Annotated in this window: 5 protein-coding genes; all 5 read right to left on the reverse strand. The window is 42.5% G+C overall.

Annotated elements, in window-relative coordinates; translation table 11 throughout:
• Positions 1 to 23: 23 nt before the first annotated feature.
• From LVD17_RS26605 to LVD17_RS26625, 5 genes are read right to left on the reverse strand one after another with little or no spacing between them, the layout of a single operon-like run.
• Positions 24 to 5,381 carry an SDR family NAD(P)-dependent oxidoreductase gene (locus LVD17_RS26605; protein ID WP_233763124.1) on the reverse strand — a complete coding sequence of 1,786 codons (5,358 nt, stop codon included), beginning with the start codon at positions 5,379 to 5,381 and terminating at the stop codon, positions 24 to 26.
• 44 nt (positions 5,382 to 5,425) lie between these two features.
• On the reverse strand, positions 5,426 to 7,012 hold the full coding sequence (locus LVD17_RS26610; protein WP_233763126.1) for an MBL fold metallo-hydrolase: 1,587 nt from the start codon (positions 7,010 to 7,012) through the stop codon (positions 5,426 to 5,428).
• Positions 7,013 to 7,054: 42 nt separating this feature from the next.
• Positions 7,055 to 12,751 carry a type I polyketide synthase gene (locus LVD17_RS26615; protein WP_233763128.1) on the reverse strand — a complete coding sequence of 1,899 codons (5,697 nt, stop codon included), beginning with the start codon at positions 12,749 to 12,751 and terminating at the stop codon, positions 7,055 to 7,057.
• Between the two features lie 24 nt (positions 12,752 to 12,775).
• A complete protein-coding gene (locus LVD17_RS26620) occupies positions 12,776 to 13,999 on the reverse strand; it encodes an ACP S-malonyltransferase (RefSeq protein WP_233763130.1) in 1,224 nt (407 codons plus the stop codon).
• Between the two features lie 26 nt (positions 14,000 to 14,025).
• Positions 14,026 to 21,684: a non-ribosomal peptide synthetase/type I polyketide synthase gene (locus LVD17_RS26625; RefSeq protein ID WP_233763132.1), complete on the reverse strand. Its 7,659-nt coding sequence runs from the start codon at positions 21,682 to 21,684 to the stop codon at positions 14,026 to 14,028.
• Between the last annotated feature and the right edge of the window lie 42 nt (positions 21,685 to 21,726).

Raw genomic sequence — 21,726 nt, forward strand, 5'->3', positions numbered from 1 at the left:
AGCTTTGTATAGTAATCTTTGTTTTAGAAGTCGAAGTCCATTCCAGACACATCTACCTCTGCTTTTTCATAGATATCACCGATTTCAATATTCGAAACCTTTATCGCTGAGTTTTCTGCCACCTGTTTAGCTATCATTTCAAAGTTTGCCCCCATCCTCTGTATGGTGTCTTCTTTGAAGAGCTTTGAACTATAGGTAAGCACCATTTTCAGTCCCGACTCTTCCAGCTGATAGGCGTGAAATGTAATATCGTTTTGCGAATATTTTACAGGAAGTGGGTAATGACTAATATCTACATTGTCGATACCAATACCTGAAGCCTGATAGTTTTGCAGAAGAAAAACCACATCATACAGAAAGTTCCTGTCAGGTTTTCTCTGTAATTGAAGTTGTTTATAAACCTTCTCCATATCGCAGCTTTCGTATTCGTAAATATTAAGCATCAATTCTTTGACGGCTTCTATCAGCTCTTCATAAGTTATGTCTGATGACTGTTTTATTCGAACAGGAAATGCATTAAAAAACAAGCCGGTAGTTCTGCTTACATCGGGGTGGTTTCTGCCTGCCACACCACTACCAATAATGATATCTTCCTGAGTTGAATATTTAGAAAGCAGGATATAGGTGATAGACATCAATTTCACAAATAGTGTTACTGATCTATCATTGTGCGACTCATTAAGCTTATGAATGATACTTTTATCTATTTCAAAACTATATTGAGCCCCCTCAAATTCCCTTCCTGCACCTCGGTCAAAATCGGTAGGAAGTTCTAATAGCGGTAATTCCGGAGCAAGATGTTCGAGCCAAAACTTCTCCGCCCCGTCTTTTTCATTCCTTTGAAGATAAGCAATATAGTCTTTCAACTGTACTGGCAATGCCTCAAGCTGCTCTCCTGCATACAGTTGGGTAAATTCATCGGCCAAAACACTAATGGTTACGCCATCACAAATGATATGATGTAAATCAAAAATCAGAATTGATTTTTCGTCAGCCACATGAATCAGCCCCACACGGAAAAGACTCTTCTCAGCGAGGTCAAATGGTCTGATCAGCTTACCTATCAGTTGTTCAATTTCATTTCGATCATCTTTTGATTCGAAAACTTCTAGGTTCACTTCACAGTCCTCATGTATCTTCTGCATAGGCACCCCTTCTACATTGTGAAACGAGGTCCGCAATGGCTCATGCCTGGCGACCAGAGCCTGTGCACATTTTCTGATCTGATCAACATCAGCTTTCCCTTGCAGTAATAATCCATTGGCAATGTTGTATACCGTTCCGATATTCCTGAACTGGCACTGCATAAAAATATTGGTCATTGCCGGGGTCAATGCATGGTACTCGGCCGCAGGTACCTTTTCAATAGCCTGATATGAGTGATCCTCATCCAAAGACTCCAGGTATGCTCTTACAGCACGGATAGTCAGTGCTTTAAACAGTCTTTTGATTTCAACCTTGCGCTTTAGCTTTTTATGAATGTTTGAGGCTACAGCGATCATTTTCAGTGAGTTTCCTCCCAACTCAAAAAAGCTGTCATCCAAACCTACTCTATCCAGACCTAATACATTCATCCATATAGACGCTATCTCTTTTTCCAGTTCTGTTACCGGTTCTATATATTCGGTACTTACCTCAGGTCTTGGAGCACGAGCTATTTCTTTTTCTTCATCTTCTTCTTCGCTTCCTGTCACCCATTGCTCTACTCGTTTGTTCAGGTCAGCAGGCGAATGAATAACCGCAAAACCATCCTGATCCAGGTTAATCGCATATTCCAAGGCAACCCCAGCCTCTTCCGGCGACATCCTGAGTTGATCCACGAGCATATCATTATCCTCCTTACCTCCTGTTACCGGCCAGCTATCCCAACCTACGCTACTCCATGTACAATCACTCTGCTTATTTGCCCAAAGAGCAAAGTTTTCAAGAAAATGACTCGTTGCTGCATACTCTGAGAAGCCAAGTCCTCCAAGGGTCGAACTGATCGAAGACATTAACAAACAAAAATCCAGGTCCTTACCCTTAAGGGCCTCCCATAAATTAATGGTACCTAAAACCTTCGCATTATAGTTAGCTCCCGAAGCATGCAAATCTGCGGTCTCGATAGCAGGTGTAAAAGCATCTTCTCCAATAGACCCTGCTGCATGGAAAACACCATTGATCTTCCCATACTCAGCCGATAAGTTTTCAATCACGGCCTTTACCTGAGCGCTGTCAGTAACATCGCATACTGCTATTGTGACCTTAGCATTTTGTTGCTTCAATTTTTTAAGGAAAGTAATTCTTTTTCCAATGCCTGAAGCCTGGCCCTGCTCCAAAATACTCTCCCATTGTTCTTCAGCTGGCAGAGCATTTCTTGAAAGCAATACCACGTGAGCATTATAGGTACGGGTGAGGTATTCCGCTATGGTCAAACCAATATTACCAAGACCACCTGACACTATATACAGACCATTCTTTTCAAACTTTGACTTAACCGGTGCTGGCTGTGAAGCCATTAAGTGATAGTCCATCTCCCACCTATAGCTATTGCGAAAAGCTACTTGAGGAACCGTGTTCGCCTGGCAAAGTTCATTCCATATCTGACTTACCAGTACTTGGATGTTCCGCTCAACAGTACTCACATCAAGTACCTGGCATGTAACTATGGGCTGCTCCTGAGGTATAGATCTTAAAGGTCCCAGCACGGTAGTTGCTGATGGATTTATACGTTCTCCACCGGTTACATCGAACAAACCTGTAGAAACCCAGTGAAGGGAAACTGGTTGGCTTATACCTTTTTTATGAATAGCTTTTGCCAAGGCAATAGCTGTATTGTAGCCATTATCAAATAGTAATTCATCAACATTAAAGTCTTTGGCTGCATCTCCGATATGCCAAAAACTCACTATTCTATTAGGTTCTTTTACGTCAGTTTTATCAAACACCTGATGGAGACCTGTCAGTCCCTCGTCTTTCTTCACCCGGATTACTTCTACTGACTCCCTCTCACAGACAGCCAGAAACTCACTGCATAACTCCGAATCATTTGCCAACACGATCCACGTCTCTCCCTTTTTCGGATTTACATGGGTCTTTTTCAATGGTGTTCTACTCCAGGAAGCATGATAGAACCAGTCTTCTACCTTCTCCTTTTTATATAAATCATTTCCTAAATGTTGTTGTGTGAGCTCTTTTATATCCTTATCAATCCAATACCTGCTTCTTTCAAACGGATAGGTTGGTAACGGCACTTTTGATAACGCTGTCTGATCAGCCAGAGCTTCCCAGTTAACAGTGATCCCATTCTCCCAAAGTTGTCCAAGCAAAGCTGCAAAACTGTTTTGCTCTACTTTAAATATCAGGCATCCCTTATCGCTCTTCAGGTCTTCTTCGCTTACCAGATTCAGACTACCAATGCTATAACATTTTATATCCCCACTACTTGCTAACTCCTGCTCTCCTTTCCCCAGATCCTGGATAAGGGTAACCATTGTATTAGCCGTAATTTCCTGATCATTATTTTGGGCAATCCATTTCAGACATGTAGCTTCAGCATTATTATTGCCTGCTATTGCGTACATCATAGCCTGCATGTAAGTAGCTTTAACAACACTTACATTCACTCCTGCGTCCTTCAGGAATCTGGCAATACTTAAGTGCCAGAACAAGCATGAGGCCTCACTTTGACTGATGAATTCTTTAACTGAAGCAGAAGACTGTATTACCCCTTGAAGCTCCTGATAGGTTTTGTCTATGTATTTACGAACAATGTCAGAATTCTCATATAGCTTTATTGCAGAGTCGCTGTTAAAGTCAAACGCGGTATAATCCAGCATTAACTTCTCAGGTTTGGTGGTAACCCTGGCATAGCGATACTCTTCCAAAGCCAGTTGCCCTAGTAACTCCTCAAGGTTATTAACGGCTATTGATCTTCTGAAAGTCAACTCTTTTCTACCTTCCTGTAATGTGTATGCAACATCAGATAAGGCAAGGTTCTGATTTTTATTCAAATGTTCACGTAGCTGACGCCCCTGCTGAGCCAAAGCGGTTTGAGTTTTTGCACTCAAAACAATTACCTGTTCTCCGGCAGTATTTTGTTTCTTTTCCTGCACATATTCTTCAAGTATAACATGCACGTTGGTACCTCCTATACCCATCGAGCTTACTCCTGCATATACAGGAAACTCGTCTTCAGCCAATGACACTGGCTGCTGAGGGATAAAAAACGGACTGTTGATCAGGTCAAGATTTTCATTAGGTATTTCAAAGTTGATTGTAGCCGGTAATACCCTGTGCTTAACAGATAGAACAGTTTTAATAAAACCCGCAACTCCTGCCGCTGCATCCAGGTGGCCGATGTTGGATTTCACCGATCCTGTTCCTATGCTGCCCGCAGGCTGATCTCCAAATACATTTTTAAGTGCCCGCACCTCTACGGAATCTCCTAAAGGTGTAGCAGCTCCATGTGTTTCCAGGTAGCGAATATCGGACTTGTCTATTCCAGAAATTTCAATTGCCTCTTTTATCACGTCGGCCTGCCCTTGTACACTGGGTGCTGCATACCCTACTTTCTGTCGGCCATCATTATTAATGGCCGAGCTTTTTACTACTCCATGTATATAGTCTCCATCTTCAATGGCATCTTCCAGGGGTTTAAGTGCAACGACGCCTCCTCCATAGCCAAACACAAAACCTGAGGCATTGGCATCAAATGACTTTATCTTACCATCCGGCGAGAAAAACATGCCGTCGCTGTATAAATGACCACTTTTCTGATATGGGCTTACAGATACACCACCAGCTAGAGCCACCTGACACTCTCCACTGAGCACACTCCTGCAGGCCGCGTGTATGGCAACCATGGAAGTAGAGCAGGCAGTCTGAATACTATAACTTGGACCTCTGAAATCGAATAAATAAGACGCCAGGGTTGTCATCAGATCCTTGGTTGAATTCATCCCCGCCGAAAACGGGTCAATATTATCTTTTGGCTGCAAATGGGTCTTCAATTTCCAGTCAAAATTGTCAATAGCTCCACCGTACAATCCAATTGGCCCTTTAAACTTTTGAGGGTTGATGCCGGCATTTTCCAATACCTCATTGATCAGCTCAATAAACAGTCTCACCTGCGGATCCATAAACACAACATCCTGGGCAGACAAACCAAAATAGTTCGCATCAAAATATTCTATACCCTCGAGATAGCCCTTTGCCCTGGCGTATAGTGGATTATCCAATAATTCTCTACCTATGCCTGCTTTAAGCAGATCTTCCTTTGAAAAATGGGTAATACAGTTTTTACTATTGATCAGGTTATTCCAAAACTCATCTATGTTCTTTGACATTGGAAATCTACCTGCCATCCCTATGATAGCGACCTCCATTCCTGTTCTTTCCATGATAGATATATTGCTGTTTCCGCTACGGTGAGCGAATTGTTATTTTATTTTAACTCCAGTTCTTTTTCTCCGAATAATCGTTCTGCTACTCTTCCTTTCTCTTTACAAACCTCCAGCAGCTTATTAGAAGCTATGATAGGGTTTGAGTCTTCAGTATATTTTACAGCCATTACGTGGTTGAGCCAAGGCTCCTGTCCCATAGCATAAACATATACTTCTTTGCAGTCGAAGCGATCTACAATATCTATTCCCCGCTCGTAGTTAGAGCCTGCCAGCCTTCTTGACTTATCCATATCACTTGGCAATGACTTAGAAAGTAACGGGCCATACAACCAGCTTAAAGGTGCTCCATCGCACTCCATACCTAAAAACAGTACATCAATATGTCCGTAGATCTTTTGTACGTGCTCATAAAGTGCCGGCTCAAGATTGCATGAGTCTGCTGCAAGCATAATTTTCTTTTTGTTGATCTCTATCAACCATGCTGCTTTTGTCCGGATGTTTAAATCTGCATGCTCACCAAAGAAAGGTATAGCTGTTAAAGTTCCTGTTGGGGTACTAATGCTCTCCAATTCATCCAGTTCAATGGTATTGTTAAAGCCCAAATAACTAAGCGTAAGTTTCAATGACGGATCTTGAAGGGCTCCACCACCACTTTTGGGAACTACTATATTTTTCACCTTGTGTCTGATCTGTAACAAAGTTTCTATAAGAATATGATCCTGGTGATTGTGAGTAATAACTACATAATCAATCTGGTCAGGTAAGTCCTCATAGGTATATCTTGAGATGTCACTTTCATAGGTATAGCTTAATACAGGGTCGAAAAGTACATTAAAGCCATTTGCTTCTATGAGTATACACGCATGTCCAAAATACCTCCAACGTATGCTATCTCCTTTATAACTCTCATATACGGGAGGTTTCTCAGTGGTAAAAAAGCTTTTAAACAGTTCCGCTTTACCGTTTTGCATACCGATTTTATCTAAAATCTCCTGAAGGGGACGAGGTGTGGTTTTCATTTCAAACAACTCATCAATCAATGCCGAGTTAAAGGGCATCTTCAACTCAACGCTCTTATCATCTTCAAGTCTTGGAGTACTCATCACAAAAGGTCTGTCATCTTTATCAATAAGTGACATCATCAGGCTTTGTGCTGAATCATCATAAAACTCACTCTTGAATAACAGCGGCTCTATTAACCTGTAAGATGGCTGATTGTTGAGATCATACACCAACTCTACATAGCCTTTCAGTATTTCGGGAACTTGTTTATAAAGGTCTTGCAAGGAGAACCCCTTTGCAGAAGATAGCAACATTTTATCGAGCTCCACCAACGCATTCGCCAGCTCAAACATCTTTGCTCTCTCTTTTTTAGTTTGTGTAATCAGGTTTTTTATATCCTCAACTCTTCTTTCAGGATAATCGATAAAAGGGCCTCCCAAAAGCGCTGGGTTGGCTACAGCCATCTCATGCAACTCCGGAGATTCGGCATAAGACTCCATAATCTCCATGTGACGATTTTTAATGTTCATAGCTGCAGTGGCCGGTGAAATCAGATGCGACCATGCATACCAGTTATCAATTAATGGTTCAATTACTACATTCGGTTTTAGATATACTTTATCCATATCTTGGTTTGGAATATTTAATTTGTTGATTACGAAACTTATTTATATGTCTGATTTGCTTTTTCTCTTCCTGAGCATCATCAACTTACTGTTGACCTCTTTTGCACTTTTCTTTTCCTCTAATTCAGGTTCTCCATCACCTTTATTAGTGAAATGGTCTATGAAAGATGTGATGGTAGGATAGGTATAGTAATCCGTGATCTGTACGTCGAGGTCAAGTCTTTTCTTGATCTTACCATTGATCATTACTATATCCAGCGAAGTAAGTCCAACTTCAAAGAAGTTGCTATTGGGGTTAGTATCAACATCCAGGAATTTGTTAAACTCTTCTCTGATCACTTCTCTAACCTCTTCTTTATCCTGTACCTTGCCTTCACCTTCCTGTTTACCATTACTGCCCCTGTCCATGATGATAAGTCTGCTCAGGTAGTCTACATCCATTCGGGTAGAAATTACCACTTGCGGCTGCTCAACCAACTGAAGCAGGTAGTTAAGGCTTTTGAGGCCTTCTTCTCCACTGAAGCCACCAACCAGGTCATCATCTGTTACCCGCTTGTGATGCTTCTCCACCTCAACGGCAAGGCCTATACTCTCCCAGCGATCCCAGTTGACCGCAATAACCTTTTGTGAAGGGTTTTTGGTCTGTATATAGTTGGCAAATGCATCTACAAACAGATTAGATGTACAATAATGGACCTGCCCTACAGCGGAAACAAATGATGTAAGTGCTGAGCTTAACATCACAAAATCCGTAGGGATATCCCGGAGCGCATTGACCAGGTTAACTGCACCTTTTATTTTAGGGCTTAGTAACTTGTAAGCCAGACTTTCATTAACATTCTGGATGGTACAATCATCAGGAGTGGCAGCCAGGTGCATAACACCGTCTATGCGTCCGTATTTCTTATAAACGTACTGCATTTGCTGATGTACAGCTACTTTATCTGTTACATCAAAATAGGCCAGTTCATACTTTATACCATTCTTCTCAAGGTCTATCAGTTTTTTCAACCTCTGTTTCAGCAGCTCGTTATTGTGGTTTCCTGCTGACTGAGAAACCGCTCCTTTTTGGGCAAGTATTACGCTTGTATTTCTCTCTGTACCTTCCCCCGGAAAGCTTACTATATTTTCATACTGACACTTCTTCAGTTTATCTTTCCATTGCTGAGCACTCATTAGCGGTGAATGGTTCTTTACCCTATCATCCTCAAACTCAAGCCACCCTTCTACAAGCCCCCAAATGAGATTTGTCCAGCTATAGATGTAGGTTGACTCAACCAGCCCGAGATAGCCTCCTGATCTCAGCAATCTCTTGAGGTTATCCAGTGCTCCGGAGACCTGTTTGGGTACATGCACAACGTTATAACCAAGTATTATATCAAAACTATCTTCACGGAAGCCCTGAGATACCGGGTCTGTTGCGATGTCAAGTACCTGATAATTAATGAAGTCAATGCCTCTTTTCTGTGCTTCAGCCTCTGCCTTGATAAGGTTAGCCTTAGCCACATCAGTAAAGTAGTATTCAACTTTTTCCGGGTCGAGGAGAGGAAGGATATGACTAGTTAACGAGCCAGAACCTGCTCCAACTTCCAGTATCCTCAACTTCCTGTTTTGAGGCAAAGTATTAATTAGTTCTGGCAGTAAATTCTCTCCACATAGCTTAAGGTAAAGTTCATCATCTGTAAATGCGGGGATGCCCTGCATTTTTTCTGCTATAATACCTTGTGGTGATTCCTTATATAAAAATGATACCGGCTCTTTTTGACCTGTCAGTATTTGATCATAGGCTCGGGTACACTCGTATACCAGCTCGAATAACCCAGCAAACACCTTATGTTGGATGACAATTTTTTCAAGCAGAGACTCCTCATTACCTTCACTAACTCTGAGAACTTTAATGTTATTACCCTGTACGCTTATCCATTGTTCCGACTCCAGCAGATGGAATAAGTATCCTAATAACTTGTCATACTTAGGCTCAACTTTCAAAGTTTTAGACAGTTGTTCCTTGTCCAGAGTATCTCCTTTGTTAATAGCAGCATTTCGCTGTAAATAAGCCATTGTATTGCTGGCACAAAACGTATTCAGATCTTGCAACACGGTGCCATGCTCTTCGATTTTGAGTATACCCAGCTTCTGTTCCAGCTCCTGTTCCTTTCTCAGAATAAGTGACTGCGACTCATCACTAAGCCCTTTTATCTGCTCACCTTTTTCCTCAGTCTTGAGTTTGCCTTCAAGTATATCTTCCCATTCTTCCCGTTCCGGCAAGGCATTCTTACCTGTCAGAATCAGACTGGTATTTTCCACTTGCCCAAAGTATTTAGCCATTTCTAAACCTATACCTCCAAGACCTCCTACCATTACGTAAACGCCATCTTTCTTAAGCAAGTCCTCTGCTCTTCTTTCCGCCAAACTTTCTGATAATTTGTTAAAAGAAGGTACCCATCTGTCTCCCATACGAAATGCCACCGCCGGGTGAAAATGATCATTATTGATCTCCGCGATTACGGCATCGATATCACTTACTTTCCCATTACTGGCCTCCAGATCAATCAGTTGCGTTTTGATGTGATCTGTTTCTACCTCTATGAGTTTAGCTGGGCCATGAAACAAACTGGTATAAGGGTTAGTGTTATCCTTTGCCAGTACTTTAAAAGTACCACTGCCCAGCACTGTAAGCTTAAATGGCCTTTTGAGAGGTGTAAGTGCCTGAGCCAGTTTGCTTAGGCTCAAAAAGCCAAGATCCATAGCCGTACCTAGTATTTCTTCTTCATTGACCTGATCCAACTCGCCAAGTCCTCTGCCAAATATTATAGACTCGGGAAGTGCATTATTTTCTTGCAGGAACTTGATCAGCCCTATAAAGTTCTGATTTTGTACGGGGTCAATGGTAATTCGCTCCGGGTTAGTAAAATCATTTGCCGTTCCGAATTTCACCTGTATCACCTTGGTGTGCTTTGCCAACTCCTCTAAAACAAACCTTTGTATTTCAACGCGTTCATCTATAAACGCCAGTACCTGGTTTGATATGTGGGTCTTACCCAGCTTCGGTGCTAATTTCCATGTTGGTGCGTATAGCCAGTCTCTGATCTCTCCACGATTATTAACTTGCGGCACTAATTGATTTTGCATTTCTGGTTCGCCTGATATCAGTTTTTTATAGTCAAACTGAACTTTGTCGAACGGATAAGCGGGAAGCGATACCATTGAGGCACCTGCCTTAACAGACCATTTGATATTGACACCATTTACCCATAGCTTACCCAGTGCCTGCATGAAATATTCTTGATCATCTACATCAAATGACGAGGGTCTCATGGTAGGCACTATATTCTTTGCTCCACACTTTTTTGCAAAACCTGAAAGTGTATTGCCAGGTCCTACTTCAGCAAACACTATGTTGCCCAAGTCCATCAGCTTTTGAACCCCTGAAGCAAAGTTGACTTTATTTCTTAATTGTTTCCACCAGTATTCAGGACTGGTTGCGTCTTCATTTGTTATGAAATCTCCTGTAAAGTTGGAGATGAATGGTATCTCCGGAGTTTTAAGTTTGACATTTTCAAAGGCTGATAAAAAACTGTCTTTTACTTCTTCCATCAAATAGGAGTGAAAAGCGTGGGAGACAGCCAGTTTTCTTCCTTCGTAACCTTCAGCTTCCAATGCTTTACGTAATTGCTCAATAGCCTCGTTTGCACCTGTAAAAACGACCTGTGAAGGTGTGTTGACCGCAGCAATATTTACAAACTCATTGGTGTAGCCTTCTGCTACGTTTTCGGGCATCATTACACTCAGCATACTTCCCTCATGGGCAGCTTGCATGGCCTTACCTCTTTCTACAACAATCCTTAAGGCTTGCTCGAAATTAAATACCCCTGAAATACAGGCTGCAACATATTCTCCCAGGCTATGCCCTATCATGTAAGATGGCCTTACTCCATATTCCATAAGTTTTTGAGCCAAATGATATTCCAGACAGAATAGGATTGGCTGAAGATAAGCAGTCTCTGTTAGCCTCAATACGTCCTCTTCGGTAGCTCCCATGATGATGTTCTTCACATCGGTTCCCAAAAGGCCTTCCAGGATGGTAAATGATTGTGTCAGGTTCTGCCTGAAAATCTCATCCTGACTAAAAAGTCCATAAGCCATTTTGATATATTGGCTGCCTTGTCCGGGAAACATAAAGACAACTTCACCTTGACGAGTGGCCTCTTCTCTCGCTACAAAGTTTTGATCGAGAATACTCTGCTTAATACTATTTTTACCGCTTCCGGCATATACCACCCGATGTGGAAAGTGCTCGCGCTTATGCTGCAGCGTGTATGCCACATCACCAATTGCAGGGGAGTCATCTTCTTTTAAGAACGACGCCAGGGACTTTTCAAGTTGCTCCAGACTTTCTTGTGACTTGGCGCTCAAAGGCAGCACACAGAACCCTTCATCATTGCTCTCTGTTTTTACTGTGTTCATATACTGCTCCAGGACCACATGTGCGTTGGTTCCTCCTATCCCGAATGAACTCACCCCTGCTCTAAGGGGTGTACCATTGGCCTCCAGCGAAAGTAGTCGGTTGTTAACATAAAAGTTTGTCTCTTCCAGCTTCAATGCCGGATTGGGTTCATTAAAATGCAAACTTGGAGGCAACACATTATGCTTTAAGCTCAGTACTGCCTTGATAAAGCCAGTAACTCCGGCGGCGGCATCAAGGTGTCCAAAATTGGATTTAGCAGAAGTAACAGCACATTTGTAACCATCAGGCAGTTGACCAAAAGCTTTTTGTAGCGCTTCCAGTTCTATCGGGTCTCCAAGTTCTGTTGCGGTGCCATGTGCTTCCACAAAGGCAATGGTCTCCGGCGATATCTCACTCATCTGGTGCGCAGTGCGGATGCAATCGCTTTGTCCTGATACACTAGGGGCCGTGTAGCCAATTTTATCATTCCCATCATTGTTAACTGCAGACCCTTTGATAACTGCGTAGATATTATTTTTTGATTCTACAGCATCCGAATACCTTCTAAGCACCACAACTCCGGCTCCTTCTCCTCCGACAGTACCCTGAGCATCGTGTGCGAAAGGCTTGCAATGCCCATCAGGAGAACTGATCATCCCTTCCTGGTAGAGATACCCTTCGTTTTTGTAATTGGTGATGGAAACGCCCCCTGCTATTGCTACATCACATTCGCCATTCAGCAAACTCTGGGCTGCCATATGAATGGCCACAAGGGATGATGAACAGGCAGAACTTAGTGTAATGCTTGGTCCGGTCAGGTTCAGGTTATAGGAGATCCTTGTGGCCATATAATCTTTATCTACCAACTGAGACCCTGCAAAACTTCCGTACACTTCATACTGAGGGGAATTAAAAAACAGATACTCCCAAAAGGGGTTAGCAGATCCGCATAAAAAGAGGCCTGTTTTTTCTTTGTGCATACCTGGTGTATAGCCAGCATCTTCAAGGCCTCGCCAAACTTCCTCGTGCATTACTCTCATTTGAGGATCCATGACTTCTGCTTCTCGTTTGGAATACCCGAAGAAGGCAGGGTCAAAGTTCTCTTTTTCAGAAAGAACTCCATAAGCAGGCACATAATCTTCCGATGGTTTTTGTCCATCAAAAAAAGTTATCCCCTCAACCCCTTCTGTTAAATTTTCCCAAAACTCCCTTAGGTTCGCGGACTTTGGAAACCTGCCGGCCATACCAATAACAGCTATTTCCAGTCCGTTTTCATTTATAATTGATGACATAAAATGTTTTTTATCGGTTTGACTTTATACCAGATGCTTAAATTTATCGCTGAGCAAATGTGTAAGGCTTGCCTGCTGAATATCTGCCGGTACGCGTTTGTTGTTTAGTATGGTATTCAGGTGTACCAGGGCCTGTTTCAAATGTTGCTCTGAAGCAACCTCTCTCCCTTCCCTTATACTTTCTTCAATTTTGGCTATCTCCCGATATGGAGCCACTACATCCTGCTGATAATTACTGTTTTTAGTATAATAATTTCTGGTTGCCACTGCTACCCCTTTACAAGCACTGATCTTCATAAGGTATTCATCTTCAGCCACTACCAGATCATTTTTCAGTGTGTTCAAATGCTGAATGGTATTGAAGGTATAGGCTTTGAAGGGCTTCTCGCTTTTTTGTGTAAGGTATGTAAGCACTTCTTTTGGCCCGACTTCAACGATGGTAGAAACGCCGGAAGCCTCCAATAAATCCAGTGACTGGAACCACTTTACGGGTGATACCAATTGTCTGGTCAGGTGCCCTTTAACATCACTGCTATACAGTTTTGCTGTTTCATTGGCAATCACTCTGGATGTTTGAGGTTGAAAGGTGCAACCGTCCAGTACCTTTTCAAAATCCATTGCAGCCTGTTGCATTAACGGACTATGGAAAGGGCCACTAAGATTTAATGGGTAAACCAGAGCGCCCTTATCTTCCAATGCTTTGGCTATGGTGAATATATCATCCTTAAAGCATGAAATACTACACTGCGTCGAAGTATCATAAGCAGAAGGGTAAACCTCAATGCCTCCCTGTCTTAGCTGATCGCACACTTGCTCCACTATTTGTGTATCCACATTGATAACCCATAGCATTGTGCCTTTGAGCTGTTCGGCAGCCGAAATAATGCATTCACCGCGCTTTTGCACCAGAGGAATGGCTTCTGAAAAACTCATAATCCCATCACAGCATAGTGCTGAATATTCGCCCAGGCTATGCCCTATCATCATATCCGGCTCGATCCCTAGTTCAGCCTGTAGTACTCTGTATGAAGCATAAGAAATAGTAAGCAGGGAAATCTGTGCAAAGTTAAGCTCATTAAGCCTTTGCTTTTGATCGGCATCCTGCCAAACTTTAAATATGTCTGTGCCGGCCAGGTCACTGGCTTCCTCAATAGTTTCTTTAAATACAGGAAATTCATTATATAATTCCTTACCCATCCCTGTAAACTGTGACCCAACTCCGGGAAACACAAAGCTGATTTTATTCATTCTATTAAATATTCCGCTTTAAAAAGTTAATTCTTTCTGTTTAATCGCTTCAGCCTGTTGGCCTTACCCTGACGAATGGTTTCCGCACGATCCAATGGCTCCTCTTCAACGGCCAACTCCTCGGGGAAAACGTTCGCAATGAACTTTTCTATGGTTGGGTATTTGAACAAGGCCATTATATCTATCTCTTTTCCTACAACTTCCTCGATCCGGGGTTTAAGCTTAATGACATTTAATGAAGTACCTCCGATATCAAAAAAGCGATCTTCTACACGCACTTCTTCTATTTTGAGCACCTCTTTCCAAATGTTTGCTATTTGCTTTTCAAGGGTAGTTTTTGCCATTTTACCATTGACTTTCGCCTGTTCATTCAGAAAGGGGACTTCCTTAAGGGCTTCTATATCAACCTTACCATTATTGGTCAGTGGTAAAACAGCCACATGAGCATAGTAAGAAGGTACCATATAAGGAGGTAAGCTCTCTTCCAGTTTTTCTCTTACTGACAGAACGTTGGCACTATCTGCCGAAGCACAATAAGCTGAAATGTACTTGTCGTTGTTTTTTTCAAAAACGTCGAGATAAACTTCATTTATTCCAGGTAGTTGTAAGATATGCTTACTGATTTCCTCTAGTTCGACACGGAAACCTCTTATTTTGATTTGGTTGTCGACCCTTCCCAAATACTCTATAGTTCCGTCGCTGTTATATCTGGCCAGATCTCCTGTTCTGTAGACACGTTGTCCATTGAGGTGTTGTGGCTTCACGAATTTCTCTGCATTAAGTGCCGGTTGGTTAATATAACCTATGGCCAGCCCGTCACCACCAATACATAGTTCACCTTTGATTCCCCAGGGCAGCAGTTCGCCCAATGCACCCAGTATGTAGCATGAGGTATTAGCCACTGCTCTTCCGATAACTGAAACATTGGCAGCATTCATATCGAGATTGTAAGTAGCTCCAATAGATGCCTCTGTCGGGCCATATTCATTATGCAGCTTCACCGACGGAAGCAATTCCTTGCTTCTGTTAATAAGTGCGGGACTAGCTTTTTCACCTGCCAATACTACAAATCTCATATCCAACTTAGCATCTTGCTGATTAGCTATACCCTCCAGCAAAGCTCCATATAACCCCGGTGTTGCAACCATATTGGTAACTGAGGCCAAATCCGCATGTTTGAAGAGTTGCGCTGCATCCAGACGCTTATCGTCAGACACCAGGATCAACTTACCTCCTGAAAGCAGAGAAGCATATAAATTGGAAGCAAATCCATCAAAATGATAAGACAACAGTTGCAGTGTGTTATCATCTTTACCAAATGCATAGGTCTGAATCCTCCAGTATATAAAGTTCATCACTCCCTTGTTTGGAACCTCCACTCCTTTAGGCTCACCTGTTGTACCGGAGGTATAAATAATATATACCGGATCTTCAGGAGTCTCATTTCTTTCAGGGTTCTCCGGCAGGCTTTCCAGTTCAGCCACCTGCACAGTTAGTGTGCTACCAGGACCATCTAGTGAAAGGTCTGGTTGCTTAAGTAATAATTGGCAACCACTATCTTTTATAATCTGTTCGTTCCGAGTCTGAGGAGCTGCAGGAGATAAAGGCAGGTATGATCCACCTGTCTTTAATGCCGCAAGCATTCCTATGACCATTTCAAGAGAGGGATCAAACAGTAATGCAACTCTTGGCTTAGACGTTTTACAAGTTTCTGCAATCCGTACTGCTAAGCTGTTGGCTTTATCATTTAACTCCCTGTAGGTTATTGGAGTATCTTCAAATTGTACAGCAACATGATCGGGATGCTGTTCTGCAACAGACTCAAAATAAGAGATCACTGTTGAGTTCGGATATTTTTGAACAGGTCCACTTGCATTCTCGATTATTCTGGTCTTTTCCTCTTCTCCCAATAATTCGTAACTACTGATCTCCAGAGTAGCATCGGCCAGTATACCCTCAACAATTTTCTTAAAATAATCTGTAAATTTATCTATAGTGGCTTCTTTAAAAAGCTCTTTGGTATATTCCCACCTAAAATGGAACATGCCATCCATTTCATAAGTAGAAAGGATCAGCTCAAAGGCTGCACGATGTTCCAGTGGTATATTTGTTTGCTTCAGGTCATTAAGCTCAAAAGTGGTTTCCTCATAATTCTTAAAGACAAACTCCACATCAAACAGAGGGTTTCTCCCAGTCTCTCTTTCCAGTTTCAGCTCATCAATCAGCTCATCGAGGGGGAAATCCTGGTTATCAAAGCATGAGATTGCAATTTTGTTGAGCTCCTTTAAAAATGCCTGAAATGTCCATTGCGGCTTCACTTCACTTCTAATTGGCAAGGTATTGATAAACATGCCAATTACATTTTCTAAATCGGGATGACTTCTTCCTGCACTCGGAGAGCCTATAATAATATCTTCCTGATTACACAGTTTGCTCAGAAAAACTTTGTAAGCAGCAAGTAAAAGCACATACAATGTTACCCCTTCCTGTTCTGCCAGCTTTCTTAGTCTAGACGAATCTTCTTTGCTCAGAACAAAATCACTGGTGGCTCCTTCATAGCTTCTCTCTTCCGGCCTGGCATTATCTATAGGCAGGTCAAGCATAGAGGGTTCGTTAGCATATTGTTCCAACCAAAACTCCTTTTGTCTTGCTATGGCCTCCTGCTGTTCTTCCTGCTGTTGCCATTCGGCAAAGTCAACATACTGTACCGGAAGCTCTGGCAATTGATCATCATTGTAAAAGTGAAGGAAATCACTGATCAGGATATTTTGCGAAGAACCATCGGTTATGATGTGATGCATGTCTACCAACAAATAGTTGACTTCCGGTGATTCCTCAAAAAGAGTGATCCTCAAAAGTGGACCTTGTTCCAAATCAAATGGTCTCACGAATGCTTTAAGCACCTCTTCAACGGTAGTATCAGCCCCTGAAACAACTTCCAACTGGAAAGTATCTGAGTTGTTAACCTTTTGGTATGGCTCTTTATCATGAAGCACAAACGTTGTTCTCAAGCTACTGTGTCTTTCAAACAACTGTCTTGATGCATTCAGAAGCCTGTCTTTATCCAGTTTTCCTTCCAGCTTTACCAGCTTAGGGCTATTGTAGGCAAGCGAGTTCTTATCGAGTTGGTATACAAAATAAAGTCTTCGCTGCACTGCCGAAAGTGCGAACAACTCTTTGTTTTGTGCCTTCGGAATAGGTATATATTCCGATTTATCTGCTTCCAGTCTTTGCTCGATCAAGGTACTAAGACCGGATATATCACTATGATTAAGAAAGTCCTTAATGGAAACTTTGACATGAAGGGCCTTATTGATCCTGCCGATCAGAGTCAGGGCTTTAAGAGAATCTCCGCCAAGATCAAAGAAATCATCATCCACACTAATATCAGGCTTTCCAAAAAAGGAATGCCATAGTTGAAGGAGTACCTCGCTTACACTTCCTAAGTGCTCTGTTGACAATTCTACCTCTTCCATAAGAGCGTCGTAATCATCGGCTTGCCTATCTGGCAACTGCTCGTAGAAGTCTGACAGTTTATGCCTTGACAACATCAACTCTGCAACTCCGGTATTTATTGATCTTTGCAGCACCTCCCCGGCTTCTTCGGCCGAGATACTGTCTACTATCTCATCAAATCCTTTTGCTCTGAGTACATTAGCAGCCTCATTGGCCATTCCCACATTTCGTACGTGGTTCCAGTTAATGCTTACCACATTATTTCCAAACTGGCCTGAGATCTGTTTTGCGTATGCATTCAAGAACAGGTTGGCAGCCACATACCCAACTTCACCTTCAGGAGCAGCAACAGAGGCGGTAGATGAACAAAAGATAAAGAAGTCCAGTTGATTTTTTTGCAATAAGCGGTTCAGGGTAATAGCTCCTACTGCTTTTGGCAACATTACTTTCAAATCATCTTCTTTTGATCTGTTATAAATGATCCCTCCAAAATCGGCTCCTCCTGCCGCATGTATTACTCCACTGATCGACCCTACCTTCTTTTGGGCGTCTCCAATGACCTCCTCCATTTGCTGACTATCGGCAACTTCAGCCTGGTAATAAAACACTTCTGAACCAGCCTCCTCTATAGCCAGTAAAGACTCCATAACTTTAGCCTTGGGATGACTTGCCCTTTTTTGCGAGTCTCTCCAATCTTCTTTAGGCAATAATTCGCTCCGTCCGGTAAGGATAAGTTTTACACCACTAACCCGTGATGAGATGTGTCGTGCAAAATTGATTCCCATACCTCCGGTACCTCCGGTGATCAGGTAGGTCTTTCCGTCTTTAAAACTTGCATCTGCTGTTGAGGTTACTGGTAAAGTGACCGGTTTCATACGCTGCACAAACCGGGTCTGATGGCGATAGGCTACAACTACATCGCGACTGTCGGATTTAAACTCGCTCAGAAGTTTCTCTACCAGAGTATCATCCAGTGTTGTTACATCAACATTTCTGCAAGCCAGTTTTTGAAATTCCTTGGAAATAATCCTTATGGCAGCCAAATGAAGTGTTTTTTCCGGAGCAGCTTGCTCGGTTGCAAAAACCTGATGAAGCCTGTTGGTTAAAGAGATGAGGGTAATTTGCTCTTGATTATTTAATTCGTCTATTGACTTGGCAATATTGAGCAGCGGATAATAGTGAGCATCTAACTGGGAAACAAAAGACTCCTTCCCTGTTAATTCCACAATGGTCTCATCCATAGACCACATGAATAATACTCTTATGGACGCATCCTTAAAGTGACTAAAAAGTGCTTTATAGTCATCCTGGTTATTAGCTTTTATGGTAAAATGTAAATCGTCCGTTTTTTTAAATTCTTCTCCTTTCGAAACAGCAACAACCTTTGTCCCACTTGCTCTCAGTTTATCAGTTAACAAGTCAACAGACACCTCTCCCTCAAATATGATCAGATAGTCATATTCTTGCTGCAATGCATCAGGTCTGTAAGCATCTGCTGTTTCCCAGGCTGGTGTATAAAAGCATTTCCCAAGATCATTTTCTACTGTGTGAACATTTTGGTTCATCCTTTCAGTAATCAGTCTGTAGGCATCTACTTCTGCAGGGAACTGCTGCTGATCAAAAGAATAGACTGGAAGTGATATTTTACGTCTTTCCTGATCCTTATAGAAGGCCTGCCAGTTGATATCCGCACCATACTCCCATAGTTTACCCAAACCAGCATATAGATGATCCAGGTCTGTAGAATCATGGTCCTGATGCTTGCTCACAGTAACCACTTTATGCCCCTTATGACGCGACGCATTAGACCTCACAAATACGCTCAATTCTATACCCGGACCAATTTCCACAAAATTGGCATCTCCTTCTGACATTACCGTATCAATCCCGGTCTTGAACTTCACTGTGCTGACCAAATGCTGTATCCAATATTCAGTTGATAATACAGTTCCTGCTTCCTTTTTTTGCCCGTCTACATTGGAGATCAATGGCAGAGTGAGCGGTTGCATGTCTATTGTCTCTAAAACCTTGCGGTAGTCATCCGCTATATGGTTCATATGATGAGAATGGTACGCTGAGGCTCCGGGTATAATCCTGCATGATATTTTTTCATGCTCAAGAACTTTCATTAGCTGCTCCACTGCTTCATGCTCTCCGGCCACCACCTGAAGCTCACTACTATTGGCGGTTGCCAGCGACACCCCTGCATGATCTTTCAGGTACTTGTTCAGTTTCTCTTCGGTTACAGATACGGCCATCATAGCACCGGGAGCTACTGTTTTCATCAAATTTCCCCTTTTGATGATCAGTTGTATAGCGGCTTCCAGGTCAAATGCACCTGCAATGCAAGCCGCTACATACTCTCCCAGACTGTGGCCAATAACCATGTCCGGCTGAACGCCCCAACTCATCACCGATTTTGCCAGGGCATATTCCACGGCAAACAATATTGGGTGAGTATAGTTAGTTTGGTGGATCAGGTCTGAATCATTTTTTGATTCAGAAAAAAGAATATTTTTCAGGTCTACATCCACATGTTTTTGCGCGATCTCGAAACAGTTATCCAAAGTTTCCCTAAAGACAGGCAGCTCCTGATAAAGGCTTTTACACATGTTTACATACTCAGCCCCCTGACCAGCAAACATAAAAACAGCTGGTACTGATTTATGTCCGTTGAACAGCGACGGATGCTTCAGCAACTTTTCTGATGAAAGAGCTTCGAGTAGTGATGCTTTATCATGAAACACCACTGATTTGCGATATCTGAGATCTGCCCGCCCTTGATTGTAGGTATAGGCAAGGTCAGATAGGTTGGTCTGCGGGTTACCCTCCAGATATTGTATCAGTTCGGATACATTACGCTTTAACGCGTCTACAGAATGGGCAGAAAGTTTGACCCAATCAATAGTGTTGCAGGCGATGTTGTCTGACACTTCAGGGCACTCTTCCAATACTATATGGGCATTGGTACCTCCCATTCCAAAAGAGCTCACTCCTGCTCTTCTGGGGCTTGCTCCTTTTTCCCATGGCTTTAAACTGGTATTGACAAAAAACGGTCCCTGATTAAAATCGATCTTTGGGTTTGGTTTTTTATAATGCAAGCTGGCTGGAATACTCTTATTTTTTAAGGAAAGCACCGTTTTGATAAAGCCTGCTACTCCGGCAGCTGCATCAAGATGGCCTATGTTCGTTTTTACCGAACCGATTGCACAGGCCGTTCCGTTTTTTCCAAAGACTTTATTCAGCGCCTCAATTTCGATAGGATCACCCAATGGTGTACCCGACCCATGTGCTTCTACCATGTTTATGGTTGCAGGGTTAACTTTAGCCATATTATAGGCTTTAAGAATAGCTTTATACTGCCCATGCTCGCTTGGAGCTGTAAAAGACATTTTCTCAGACCCATCATTGTTAACAGCTGCTCCCCTGATAACGGCATAAATATGGTCTCCATCCTTAAGAGCATCCTTGTAACGTTTCAGGGCAACAACTCCCACTCCCTCTCCTCTGATTGTTCCGATTGCCTTTTCATCGAACGCACGGCAATGTCCATCATTAGAGCTTACCATACCTTCTTCGTAAAAATAACCTCTCTTGGTGCTATGACTCAGCGAAACGCCACCGGCAAGGGCTACCTTACATTCCCTCAAAAGCAAACTCATCACTGCGCGTTGAATGGCAACTAGTGAAGTGGAACAGGCTGTATTTAGAAAAAAAGCCGGCCCCTGAAGGTTCAACAAATAGGATACCCGGGCACATAGGTAGGTTATGTCTTTCAGCTGGGAAGCTGTAAAACTGTCTACATAGTTTTGCTCATTAGCAAACATAGCATAGGTCTCCCAATTTAAACTGGGCGACCCTCCGGCAAAAAGCCCTATCTTATCCTGATTCTTTCGGATATCTATCCCTGCATCTTCCAGCGCTTTCCAGCATTCTTCATGAAAAAGCCTGATCTGAGGGTCCATCAGTTGCGCCTCTTCAGGACGATAACCAAAAAAGTCAGCGTCAAAGTTTCCCTTACTTTCAACGAAAGAATTGGCTTTAACATAGTTAGGATGCTTGTATTCAGTTTCAGGAACACCCGCCTCTGCCAATTCTTCATCCGAAAAATAGGTTACAGATTCATAGCCATTTTTCAGGTTATTCCAGAATTCGTTAAGGTTCTTAGCGCCAGGAAACCTACCTGACATACCAATAACAGCTATTTCTATACCACTATAATCTTTCATTTATATTTAATTCTCTATGATCACACGGATAGTCATTTTGGC

It is taken from the genome of Fulvivirga ulvae (assembly GCF_021389975.1).
Lineage (GTDB): Bacteria > Bacteroidota > Bacteroidia > Cytophagales > Cyclobacteriaceae > Fulvivirga > Fulvivirga ulvae.